General features: G+C 59.4%; 8 protein-coding genes. 6 read left to right on the top strand and 2 right to left on the bottom strand.

Annotated features, from left to right (window positions below; all coding sequences use genetic code 11):
• Nucleotides 1–54 precede the first annotated feature (54 nt).
• Nucleotides 55–1,431 carry an L-serine ammonia-lyase gene (locus IEQ42_RS15290; RefSeq protein WP_210704071.1) on the bottom strand — a complete coding sequence of 459 codons (1,377 nt, stop codon included), beginning with the start codon at nucleotides 1,429–1,431 and terminating at the stop codon, nucleotides 55–57.
• A gap of 434 nt (nucleotides 1,432–1,865) precedes the next feature.
• Here IEQ42_RS15290 and IEQ42_RS15285 point away from each other — a divergent pair, with 434 nt between their 5' ends.
• The 3 genes from IEQ42_RS15285 to choV all read left to right on the top strand — a co-directional run bounded on the left by IEQ42_RS15285 (nucleotide 1,866) and on the right by choV (nucleotide 4,900).
• Nucleotides 1,866–2,813 carry a choline ABC transporter substrate-binding protein gene (locus IEQ42_RS15285; protein WP_210704070.1) on the top strand — a complete coding sequence of 316 codons (948 nt, stop codon included), beginning with the start codon at nucleotides 1,866–1,868 and terminating at the stop codon, nucleotides 2,811–2,813.
• 66 nt (nucleotides 2,814–2,879) lie between these two features.
• Complete coding sequence (gene choW / locus IEQ42_RS15280; RefSeq protein ID WP_210704069.1) at nucleotides 2,880–3,725, top strand: choline ABC transporter permease subunit; 846 nt, start codon at nucleotides 2,880–2,882, stop codon at nucleotides 3,723–3,725.
• Nucleotides 3,722–4,900, top strand: coding sequence for a choline ABC transporter ATP-binding protein (gene choV / locus IEQ42_RS15275; protein WP_210704068.1), 1,179 nt, complete (start codon nucleotides 3,722–3,724; stop codon nucleotides 4,898–4,900). The genes choW and choV overlap by 4 nt, the downstream gene beginning before the upstream one ends.
• Before the next feature lie 247 nt (nucleotides 4,901–5,147).
• Here choV and betT read toward each other — a convergent pair whose 3' ends face one another.
• Nucleotides 5,148–7,145, bottom strand: coding sequence for a choline BCCT transporter BetT (gene betT, locus IEQ42_RS15270; protein ID WP_210704067.1), 1,998 nt, complete (start codon nucleotides 7,143–7,145; stop codon nucleotides 5,148–5,150).
• Between the two features lie 429 nt (nucleotides 7,146–7,574).
• Here betT and betI point away from each other — a divergent pair, with 429 nt between their 5' ends.
• The 3 genes from betI to betA all read left to right on the top strand — a co-directional run bounded on the left by betI (nucleotide 7,575) and on the right by betA (nucleotide 11,580).
• Nucleotides 7,575–8,168: a transcriptional regulator BetI gene (gene betI / locus IEQ42_RS15265; protein WP_150593648.1), complete on the top strand. Its 594-nt coding sequence runs from the start codon at nucleotides 7,575–7,577 to the stop codon at nucleotides 8,166–8,168.
• Nucleotides 8,169–8,276: 108 nt separating this feature from the next.
• The gene (betB, locus tag IEQ42_RS15260; protein ID WP_210704066.1) at nucleotides 8,277–9,749 is read left to right on the top strand and encodes a betaine-aldehyde dehydrogenase; all 1,473 of its coding nucleotides are present in this window, start codon (nucleotides 8,277–8,279) and stop codon (nucleotides 9,747–9,749) included.
• A gap of 127 nt (nucleotides 9,750–9,876) precedes the next feature.
• On the top strand, nucleotides 9,877–11,580 hold the full coding sequence (gene betA, locus IEQ42_RS15255) for a choline dehydrogenase (protein WP_210704065.1): 1,704 nt from the start codon (nucleotides 9,877–9,879) through the stop codon (nucleotides 11,578–11,580).
• Nucleotides 11,581–11,850 lie beyond the last annotated feature (270 nt).

The following is an 11,850-nucleotide window of genomic DNA, read 5'->3' as shown; positions in this document are numbered from 1 at the left end:
CGAGCTTGTCTCCGGGCGGCGTTCCGACGAAGAATTCACCTCGGTGGAGCTGACTCAGCACTCAACCGCGCTCACCGCCAAGCCACCGCGCGACGTTTCTTTATATTTGTCATGCATATCGGCGCCGGTATCGCGCATGGTGCGAATCACCCGGTCCAGCGAGATAAAGTGCTGCCCGTCGCCACGCAGCGCCATCTGCGCTGCGTTGATTGCTTTCACCGCCGCAATCGCATTGCGCTCGATGCACGGCACTTGCACCAGGCCACCTACCGGATCGCACGTCAGCCCAAGGTTGTGCTCCAGGCCAATCTCCGCCGCATTGCACAGTTGCTCGGGTGTGGCGCCAAGAATCTCCGCCAGCCCCGCCGCCGCCATCGCGCACGCCGAGCCGACTTCGCCCTGACAGCCGACTTCAGCACCGGAGATCGACGCATTCTTCTTGCACAGAATCCCGACCGCCGCCGCACCGAGGAGGTAATCGACGACGTTGGCGTCAGTCACCGCCTCGCTGAACTTCATAAAGTAGTGCAACACCGCCGGAATGATCCCCGCCGCGCCGTTGGTCGGCGCCGTGACCATGCGCCCACCCGCGGCGTTCTCTTCATTCACGGCGAGGGCGAATAGGTTGACCCACTCCATCGCGCTCAGCGTCGAGCCAATCACATTCGGCTTGCCCAGCTCCTGCAGGCTACGGTGCAACTTCGCCGCACGGCGACGCACATTCAAACCGCCGGGCAGGATGCCCTCGTGCTTCAAGCCCTGTTCGACGCAATCCTGCATCGCCCGCCACAGCTTCATCAGCCCGGCGCGAATCTCTTCTTCACTGCGCCAGACTTTTTCGTTGGCCAGCATCAGTTCCGCCACACGCAGGTTGTGCTTCTTGCACAGTTCCAGCAGCTCGACGGCGCTGGAAAAGTCATAAGGCAACTCAGTGCGATCCAGATCCACCACACCGCTGGACGCCTGCGCCTCATCCACGACAAACCCGCCGCCGACCGAATAGTAGGTGTCGCGATGCAGTTCGCCGTGATCGCCTTCGGCAACCAGGGTCATGGCATTGGGATGGAACGGCAGGTTTTCCTCGATCAGGCGCATGTCGCGGGCCCAGACAAACGGCACCGACAAGCGACCATCCAAGAGAAGTGTGTGGGTTTCACGCAGGGCCTGGATGCGCGGGCCGATCTGCGACGGATCGATCCCGTCCGGCCACTCGCCCATCAACCCCATGATCACCGCGTTGTCGCTGCCGTGACCGATACCTGTGGCCGACAGCGAACCGAAAAGCTGAACCTCAATGCGCCGCACCTGTTCCAACTGATGCCTGTCACGCAGCGACTCAATGAACAATGCCGCCGCGCGCATTGGCCCGACGGTGTGGGAACTGGAAGGGCCGATGCCGATTTTGAACAGGTCGAAAACGCTGATAGCCATTGCTGCAGAGCTCCTGAGGATGCTGATCCGGGGCATGAAGCGCCCGCTGGCGGAGCTGCTACGCTCAAGCTGCGATCCGCCGGAATGCCCGCATCATCAGGCTTTTGATAGCTCGTACGGCGTCTGGCACCGACGCACTCATGCTCACTAACGCCGTAGCGGTTTTCACGCCTGTTTGCGCCGTTTTTATGCAGTTCAGATGGCCAGACAGGGCAGAAAAAAGCTGTAAACGACGTCACTGACACTGGATGCGACCATCCCTGTACTGGATACGACCCCCCCTGTAGGCGTCAGATTTTCACTGGTACATGATCGTTATGACTCGATTGCAAGGCGACGTGGTAGAGCTGTCTCCAGAACGCCACCCAACCGCAACCCATAAGTGCGGTGGTCCAGTCGGAACACTGCCAAAAAAAACACCAAGGAGTCCATCCATGAAAGGTTCCCCGTCGTTGTTGTTGGCCGCGATGCTGAGTCTGCCGTTACTGGCGCAAGCTGCAGAACCGGCACAGTGCAGTACCGTAAATTTCTCCGATGTTGGCTGGACCGACATCACCGCCACCACTGCTACCACCTCCGTCGTCCTCAACGCCCTCGGTTACAAGACCAAAACCACCATGATCTCCGTGCCCGTGACCTACAAGTCGCTGGCCGACGGCAAGAACATGGACGTGTTCCTCGGCAACTGGATGCCGACCATGGAAAACGACATCAAGGCCTACCGCGACGCCGGCACCGTGGAAACCGTGCGCACCAACCTCACCGGCGCCAAATACACCCTCGCCGTGCCGCAAGCCCTGTATGACAAAGGTCTGCATGACTTCGCCGACATCGCCAAATTCAAAAAAGAACTCGACGGCAAGATTTACGGCATCGAGCCTGGCAACGACGGCAACCGTCTGATCCAGAGCATGATCGACAAGGACGCCTTCGGCCTGAAAACCGCCGGGTTCAAAATCGTCGAATCGTCTGAAGCGGGCATGCTCTCGCAGGTTGACCGGGCGTCGCGCCGTGGCACCGAGGTGGTGTTCCTCGGCTGGGCGCCGCACCCGATGAACAAGCGCTTCAAGATTCAATACCTGACCGGCGGCGACGAGTTCTTCGGCCCCGATTTCGGTGCGGCCACCGTAGCGACCAACACCCGCAAGGGTTACTCCACGGAATGCAGCAACGTCGGTCAGTTGCTGAAGAATCTGGAGTTCACCGTCGACATGGAAAGCGAATTGATGGGCAATATCCTCGACGACAAGATGAAGCCTGACGCGGCCGCCAAGGCCTGGCTGAAAAAGAATCCACAGGTGCTCGATACCTGGCTCGCTGGCGTGACCACCATTGACGGTAAGCCTGGCCTGGAGGCCGTGAAAGCCAAGTTAGCCCAGTAATCGCTTATGCCGGGCAGGCTCGCCTGCCCGGGCTGTTTATTTCCTTGCATGCGGACGTTCACTACCATGCTGATTGATCAGAAACTACCTTTAGGCCAGTACATCGCGGCATTCGTTGAATGGTTGACGCAACACGGCGCCAACACGTTCGACGCAATTGCCGTGACGCTGGAAACGATGATCCACGGCGTGACGTTCGCGCTGACCTGGTTCAACCCGCTGGTCTTGATCGGCCTCATCGCCCTGATTGCGCATCTGATCCAGCGCAAATGGGGGCTCACCGCTTTTGTAGTCGCTTCGTTTCTGCTGATCCTCAATCTGGGGTACTGGCAGGAAACCATGGAAACCCTCGCCCAGGTGTTGTTCGCCACCTTTGTCTGCGTGCTGATCGGTGTGCCGCTGGGCATCATCGCCGCGCACAAGCCGATGTTCTACACGGTGATGCGCCCGGTACTCGATCTGATGCAGACCGTACCGACCTTCGTTTACCTCATTCCTACCCTGACCCTCTTCGGGCTGGGTGTGGTGCCGGGCCTGATCTCCACGGTGGTGTTCGCCATCGCGGCGCCCATCCGCCTGACCTACCTGGGCATCCGCGATGTCCCGCAAGAACTGATGGACGCCGGCAAGGCCTTCGGCTGCTCGCGTCGCCAATTGCTCTCACGGATCGAACTGCCTCACGCCATGCCGAGCATCGCTGCCGGCATCACTCAATGCATCATGCTGTCGTTGTCGATGGTGGTGATCGCGGCACTGGTGGGCGCCGACGGACTCGGCAAACCGGTGGTCAACGCACTGAACACTGCTGATATCGCCCTGGGCTTCGAAGCAGGCCTGGCGATCGTACTGCTGGCGATCATGCTCGACCGTATCTGCAAACAACCCGACGCCAAAGTAGGGGGTGACGCATGAGCATAATTCGCTTCGAAGACGTCGACGTAATCTTCACCAAGGATCCGCGCGAGGCGCTCAAGCTGCTGGATCAGGGCATGACCCGCAACGAGATCCTGAAAAAGACCGGGCAAATCGTTGGTGTGGAAAAAGCCACGCTGGACATCAACAAAGGCGAAATCTGCGTGCTGATGGGCCTCTCGGGCTCCGGTAAGTCGAGCCTGCTGCGCTGCATCAACGGCCTCAACACCGTGAGCCGCGGCAAGTTGTTCGTCGAGCATGAAAACCGCCAGATCGACATCGCCTCCTGCACGCCCGCCGAACTGAAAATGATGCGCACCAAACGCATCGCCATGGTGTTCCAGAAATTCGCCTTGATGCCTTGGCTGACGGTGCGCGAGAACATCAGTTTCGGTCTGGAAATGCAGGGTCGTCCGGAGAAGGAACGCAAGAAACTGGTCGATGAAAAACTCGAACTGGTGGGCCTGACCCAATGGCGTAACAAGAAGCCTGACGAACTCTCCGGCGGCATGCAGCAACGTGTGGGCCTTGCCCGGGCGCTGGCCATGGATGCCGATATTCTGCTGATGGACGAACCGTTTTCGGCACTCGACCCGTTGATCCGCCAGGGTTTGCAGGATGAACTGCTGGAGCTGCAGCGCAAGCTCAACAAGACCATTGTGTTCGTGAGCCACGACCTTGATGAGGCGCTCAAACTGGGTAGCCGCATCGCGATCATGAAGGACGGCCGGATCATTCAATACAGCGTGCCGGAAGAGATTGTGCTGAACCCGGCGGACGACTATGTGCGCACCTTCGTCGCGCACACCAATCCGCTCAACGTGCTGTGCGGTCGCAGCCTGATGCGCACGCTGGACCAGTGCAAACGCATCAACGGCTCGGTGTGTCTCGATCCGGGCGGCGACTCGTGGCTGGACCTGGCCGAAGGCAACACCATCAAAGGCGCGCGGCAGAACGGCGCGGCCCTCGACTTGCAGAATTGGGCACCGGGGCAAGCGGTGGAAGGACTGGAGCGCCGGCCGACGCTGGTCGACTCCAATATCGGCATGCGCGATGCGTTGCAGATTCGTTACCAGACCGGAAACAAACTGGTGCTGCACGATAACAATCATGTGGTGGGGATCTTGGGCGACAGCGAGCTGTATCACGCGTTGCTGGGCAAGAATCTCGGTTAAGGCGGGATAAAAAAAGGGATCGCAGTGAGCGATCCCTTTTTTATTGGGTCTGGAAAAAGCCCCTCACCCTAGCCCTCTCCCGGAGGGAGAGGGGACTGATTGGGGGATGCTGCAGCGGTACGCCGACTTGATTCTGCTTCACCGAATCCATAATCGACTCGATCTTTCAAGTCGATGTACAACGCCGCACAACTCGGTCAGCCCCCTCTCCCTCCGGGAGAGGGTTGGGGTGAGGGGGCTTTTGACTTTAGCTGTACACCCGGCCAAGGAGCTGCCGATGGCTTTCAAACTGATCAAGCACATCCCGCATGATCTGATCCTGCGTGAAGCCCATCAGGTCGTAATCCTGGCTGCCGTTGTGCAGGTACACCTCGGCGCGGTAGTAGCGCTGGCGCGCCTCTTCCGAGTCCGCAGATTCAGTCGGCGTCGCGAGGTAGCCCTCCAGGCTCACTTCATAAACGAAAGGGTTACCCTCTTCCATTTCGATGCGCACGCCCATGCAACGCTTGGATTTACCCAGCAGCGTCTGTACTTCCAGACCCTGCGCACGCATTTGCGCGGCCGCATCTTCCAGCGCCGGGCTGACTTGCTTGTCCATGAAACGCTGAACCACCGATTGGCTCGGCTGCAGATCCAGTTGCGTCAGACGCTCGCTGAAACCACGACGACCACGCTCGGCCAGTTGCGCTTGCTCCTGTTCGATCTGCACGTCCTGACGCATCGCCTTGTGCAGGCCGAACATGAAGAACACCAGCACCACCGAGAACGGCAGACCGGCCAGCACCACCATGGTTTGCATGGCTTCGAAGTTACCGGCAAACAGCAAACCGATGGTCACCAGCGTGATAACTGCCGACCAGAAAATCCGCAGCCAGTGCGGCGCATCTTCGTCGACGTTGCCGCCCTTGCACGAAAGGTTGGCCATCATCACCGCACCGGAATCGGCCGGGGTCAGGAACAGTACGAAGCCCACGAAGATCGACACACCAATGACAATCTTCGACGCCGGGTAATGCTCAAGCAGCTGATAGATCGCCATCGACGGCTGTTCCAGCGCCGTCTTGCCGAGTTCCACCGCCCCATGGTTCATCACCAGATCCAGTGCCGAGTTGCCGAAAATCGACAACCAGGCCAGCGTGAAGCCCAGCGGAATCAGCAGCACACCGGCGACCAGTTCACGCACGGTCCGACCACGGGAAATCCGCGCGATGAACATGCCGACGAATGGGGCCCAGGAAATCCACCACGCCCAGTAGAACAGCGTCCACAGGCCCATCCAGCGTTCGGTTTTCTCGGCGCTGCCCTCATACACGTAGAGGTCGAAGGTTTTCAGCACGATGCCGTTGAGGTAGTCGCCGATGTTCTGCACGAAGCCATTGAGCAAGTGCAAGGTCGGGCCGAACAGCAGCACGAAAATCAGCAGACCGCTGAACAGCACGATGTTCAGGTTGGACAGACGACGGATGCCGTTTTCCACGCCCGACACAGCCGCAATGGTCGCCACGGTGCTCATCACAATGATCACGATCAGCAGGTTGGTGTTGCTGTGATCCATGCCGAACAGGTTTTCAAGGCCCGACGACACTTGCAGCGAACCAATGCCCAGGTTGGTCACCAGACCCAAAAGGGTCACGAACATGCCGAAGCCGTCCACCGCGTGACCGGCCGCGCCTTTGACCCAACGCTCGCCTACCAGCGGATACAGCGCCGAACGCAGTGCCAGCGGCTGGTTATGACGGTAAGCAAAGTACGCAACGGCCAGACCGACCAGTGCATAGATCGCCCAGCCGTGCAGGCCCCAGTGCAGGAAAGTCAGCTGTACAGCCTGACGCGCCGCCATGTTGGAGCCGGCAGTGCCTTCAGGCGGATTGAAGTAGTGATCCAGCGGTTCGGAGGCGCCGAAGTACAACAACGAAATACCGATACCCGACGAGAACAGCATCCCCGCCCAGGCGCCGTAACTGAAATCAGGGGTGTCGTCCTTGCTGCCCAGTTTGAGTTTGCCGTAGGAAGAAAACGCCAGGCCTACCACAAACACCAGGTAAGCGGCGATCACCACCATGTAGTACCAGCCGAAGCTGCGCGACAACCAGGCCTGAGCCACACCCAACATCCTGCCGGCCTCTTGCGGGGCGATAATCAGAATGGCGGTCAACAACAGAATCAGCGCGGTAGAGGTGTAAAACACCCAACCGTTGACCGTCACCTTCTCGGGCGGGGTCTTTATTAGCGAGGCAGAACTCATGGCACAAATGCTCCAGGCAGTGCGAGAGAAGAACACAAGGCAACACGGAACCCGACCAATCGGTTAGTTGGCAGCCGACCGGCGGGTGATATAAAGACACCCCGAAAAAAGCCTGAACCTGCCGAAATGGCGCTGCGAATCGCTAGCGTGGCCGAAGATGTACGGACGTTCATCCGAAACCTGGCCCTGAGCGCCTTGCCCTTTCAACACGTCCTTCGAATAGCGAACCGCGCCATGCCCCATACAGGTTTCGAGCATTTTCGGATGTCGGTTTTATCGCCACTTACACGTAGGAAAAAGCTGTAGGCAGCGACGATTTGTCGCAGATCTTATTCTTTGTTGATTGAACGTTCAATCAAAACAAAATAGACTGGCCCTCAATCCGATAAGCGTTATTCGCCCGTCGGAAGGCCTAAGGAGATGTGCAAGATGCCCAAGGTCGGTATGCAACCCATCCGCCGCCAACAACTGATCGAAGCTACTTTGCAGGCGGTCGATCAGGTCGGAATGGGGGACGCCAGCATTGCGCTGATCGCCCGTTTGGCCGGTGTCTCGAATGGCATCATCAGTCACTATTTTCAGGACAAGAATGGCCTGATTGCCGCCACGATGCGGTATCTGATGACCGCCCTCAGCGAGAGTGTCACCGCACGTCGTCAGGCGTTGGCAGATAACAGCCCACGGGCGCATCTGCAGGTGATCATCGAAGGCAACTTCGACGCCAGCCAGGTCAATGGCCCGGCAATGAAAACCTGGCTGGCCTTTTGGGCCACCAGCATGCACCAGCCGTCTTTGCACAGGTTGCAGCGGATCAACGATCACCGCTTGTATTCCAACCTGTGCTGCCAGTTCCGCCGTGTGTTGCCGCTCGAAGATGCGCGCAGCGCCGCCCGTGGTCTGGCAGCCCTCATTGACGGCTTGTGGTTGCGCGGCGCGCTGTCGGGAGACGCTTTCGACACCGCGCAGGCGCAACAGATCGCTTACGAATACATGGATTTCCAATTGGCCAAGCAGGTGAGCTAGAGCACTCGAAAAAAGCTCGGCCCCTGAACTGTCACCGATCAGTGATGCCACAGCTACATGGCTCACCCGGTGACCAACGCCAACCACTTACGCACTTGCGAGGACACTATGGCCCGTTTCGAACTGCAAAAACTCTACATCGATGGCGCTTACTCCGACGCCTCCAGCGACGCCACCTTCGAAGCCATCAACCCGGCAAACGGTGAAGTCCTCGCACAAGTACAACGTGCGACCAAAGAAGACGTCGAGCGCGCTGTGGTCAGCGCCGAAAAGGGCCAGAAAATCTGGGCCGCGATGACCGCCATGGAGCGTTCGCGCATCCTGCGTCGTGCCGTCGACATCCTGCGCGAGCGCAACGATGAACTGGCTGCTCTGGAAACCCTGGACACCGGTAAAGCCTTCTCCGAAACCAAGTACGTCGACATCGTCACCGGCGCCGACGTGCTGGAATACTACGCAGGCCTGGTACCCGCCATCGAAGGCGAGCAGATCCCGCTGCGTGACACCGCATTCGTTTACACCCGTCGCGAGCCGCTGGGCGTTGTCGCCGGTATCGGCGCGTGGAACTACCCGATCCAGATCGCTCTGTGGAAATCCGCTCCAGCGCTGGCCGCCGGTAACGCGATGATCTTCAAGCCAAGCGAAGTCACCTCGCTGACCACCCTGAAACTGGCTGAAATCTACACCGCAGCCGGCGTTCCGGATGGCGTTTTCAACGTCCTGACCGGCAGCGGCCGTGAAGTCGGCACCTGGCTGACCGAACACCCGCGCATCGAGAAAATCTCCTTCACCGGCGGCACCGACACTGGCAAGAAAGTCATGGCCAGCGCTTCGGCATCGTCGCTGAAAGACGTGACCATGGAACTGGGCGGCAAGTCGCCGCTGATCATCTTCGACGACGCCGACCTCGATCGCGCCGCCGACACCGCAATGATGGCCAACTTCTACAGCTCGGGTCAGGTCTGCACCAACGGTACTCGCGTGTTCGTGCCGAGCCACCTGAAAGCTGATTTCGAAGCCAAGATCGTTGAGCGCGTTGCGCGCATCCGCATCGGCAACCCGGAAGACGAAAACACCAACTTCGGTCCGCTGGTGAGCTTCGCGCACATGGAAAGCGTGCTGGGCTACATCGCCAAGGGTAAAGAACAAGGTGCCCGCGTCCTGTGCGGCGGCGAGCGTCTGACCGACGGCGAATTCGCCAAAGGCGCGTTCGTGGCGCCGACCGTGTTCACCGACTGCACCGACGACATGACCATCGTTCGTGAAGAAATCTTTGGCCCGGTCATGGCGATCCTGTCTTACGAGACCGAAGAAGAAGTGATCCGCCGTGCCAACGACACTGACTTCGGCCTGGCCGCCGGTGTCGTCACCAAAGACCTGAACCGCGCGCACCGCGTGATTCATCAGCTCGAAGCCGGTATCTGCTGGATCAACGCCTGGGGCGAGTCCGACGCAAAAATGCCGGTTGGCGGTTACAAGCAGTCGGGCGTTGGCCGTGAAAACGGGATCAGCTCTCTCAATAACTTCACGCGCATCAAGTCCGTGCAAGTCGAACTGGGCGATTACGCCTCAGTGTTCTGAGGAGCCACAAGCGGCAAGCTCTAAGCAGCAGTTTGGGCTTGCCGTCCTCCCCCGATTTCGAAGCCACAGCTCGCTGCTTTTTCTTGCAGCTTGAAGCTTGTGGCTTGTAGCTCCCCCAGGAGAATTTATGACTACAGAATACGACTACATCATCATAGGGGCCGGCTCTGCAGGTAACACACTTGCGACCCGTCTGACTGAAGACGAAGGCGTCACCGTGCTGCTGCTCGAAGCAGGCGGCCCGGATTATCGTCTCGACTTCCGTACGCAAATGCCGGCCGCACTGGCGTTCCCGCTGCAAGGTCGTCGCTACAACTGGGCTTACGAAACCGATCCAGAGCCACACATGGACGGTCGCCGGATGGAATGCGGTCGCGGCAAAGGCCTTGGCGGCTCTTCGCTGATCAACGGCATGTGCTACATCCGCGGTAACGCGATGGACTACGACAACTGGGCCAAGCTGCCGGGCCTTGAAGATTGGGATTACCTGAACTGCCTGCCGTATTTCCGCAAAGCGGAAACCCGTGACATCGGCCCGAACGATTACCACGGTGGCGATGGCCCGGTCAGCGTGACCACGCCAAAGGCTGGCAACAACCCGCTGTTCCACGCGATGGTTGAAGCAGGCGTGCAGGCCGGTTACCCGCGCACCGAAGACTTGAACGGTTATCAGCAGGAAGGCTTCGGCCCGATGGACCGCACAGTAACGCCGAACGGCCGTCGTGCTTCCACCGCCCGTGGTTACCTCGATATCGCTAAAAAGCGTTCGACCCTGACCATCGTCACCCACGCGCTGACCGACAAGATCCTGTTCGAAGGCAAGCGTGCCATCGGCGTGCGTTATCTGGTTGGCGACGCTGAAGAGCGCGTTGAAGCCAAAGCCCGCAAGGAAGTCCTGCTGTGCTCCGGCGCCATCGCCTCGCCACAGGTTCTGCAGCGTTCCGGCGTAGGCCCGGCAAAACTGCTGGAAAGCCTCGACATCCCGGTCGTACACGATCTGCCGGGCGTCGGTGAAAACCTGCAGGATCACCTGGAGCTGTACCTGCAATACGCGTGCACCCAACCGGTTTCGCTGTACCCGTCGCTGCTCTGGTACAACCAGCCGGCCATCGGTGCCGAGTGGCTGTTCAACGGCACCGGCATCGGCGCCAGTAACCAGTTCGAGGCCGGCGGTTTCATCCGTTCGCGTCCGGAATTCGAATGGCCGAACATCCAGTACCACTTCCTGCCGGTAGCGATTAACTACAACGGCAGCAACGGTGTGAAAGAGCACGGTTTCCAGGCACACATGGGTTCCATGCGTTCGCCGAGCCGTGGTCGCATCCAGGTGAAGTCCAAGGATCCGCGTCAGCACCCGAGCATCCTGTTCAACTACATGGCCACCGAGCAAGACTGGCAGGAGTTCCGTGACGGCATCCGCCTGACCCGTGAAATCATGCAACAGCCAGCGCTGGATCAATACCGTGGCCGTGAAATCAGCCCGGGTATCGACGTGCAAACCGATGAGCAGCTGGACAAGTTCATCCGCGAACACGCCGAAACCGCGTTCCACCCGTCCTGCTCGTGCAAGATGGGCACCGACGAGATGGCTGTGGTCGATGGCGAAGGCCGCGTGCATGGCATGCAGGGTCTGCGGGTGGTCGATGCGTCGATCATGCCGATCATCACCACCGGCAACCTGAACGCGCCGACGATCATGATCGCCGAGAAAATCGCCGACAAGATCCGTGGCCGCAAGCCGCTGCCGCGCAGCACCGCCGACTACTACGTAGCGGGCGATGCGCCGGTGAAGGGCAAGCCGATGCGTGATATCACGCCTGTTGCTCAGTAATACTTGATACCGCGTCACGGCTAATCGCTGGCAAGCCAGCTCCCACAGGGTTTTGCGTCGTTCACACCTATTGTGTTCAGCAAAAAACCTGTGGGAGCCTGGCTTGCCAGCGATGGGGCCCTTACATTCAGCACAAATTCCCTTGCTGCACAGTAAAACCTCCTACACCCCCTCTTCACTTGATCCTACCCCCACGCAGGCCTACTCTAGACCTCGCGCAATCGTTTCACCCCTCCCCGCCGTCGCTTTACCGCTTCCCCCTAACAAGGA

The sequence above is a fragment of the Pseudomonas iridis genome (genome assembly GCF_017980685.1).
GTDB lineage: Bacteria > Pseudomonadota > Gammaproteobacteria > Pseudomonadales > Pseudomonadaceae > Aquipseudomonas > Aquipseudomonas iridis.
The sequence above is the reverse complement of the archived record's forward strand: the minus strand, read 5'-3'. Positions and strand labels throughout refer to the sequence as shown.

Excerpts from the sequence above, each read along its gene's own strand:
- IEQ42_RS15290 (WP_210704071.1), bottom strand. The coding sequence starts at position 1,431 with ATGGCTATCAGCGTTTTCGACCTGTTCAAAATCGGCATCGGCCCTTCC.
- IEQ42_RS15285 (WP_210704070.1), top strand. The coding sequence starts at position 1,866 with ATGAAAGGTTCCCCGTCGTTGTTGTTGGCCGCGATGCTGAGTCTGCCG.
- choW (WP_210704069.1), top strand. The coding sequence starts at position 2,880 with ATGCTGATTGATCAGAAACTACCTTTAGGCCAGTACATCGCGGCATTC.
- choV (WP_210704068.1), top strand. The coding sequence starts at position 3,722 with ATGAGCATAATTCGCTTCGAAGACGTCGACGTAATCTTCACCAAGGAT.
- betT (WP_210704067.1), bottom strand. The coding sequence starts at position 7,145 with ATGAGTTCTGCCTCGCTAATAAAGACCCCGCCCGAGAAGGTGACGGTC.
- betI (WP_150593648.1), top strand. The coding sequence starts at position 7,575 with ATGCCCAAGGTCGGTATGCAACCCATCCGCCGCCAACAACTGATCGAA.
- betB (WP_210704066.1), top strand. The coding sequence starts at position 8,277 with ATGGCCCGTTTCGAACTGCAAAAACTCTACATCGATGGCGCTTACTCC.
- betA (WP_210704065.1), top strand. The coding sequence starts at position 9,877 with ATGACTACAGAATACGACTACATCATCATAGGGGCCGGCTCTGCAGGT.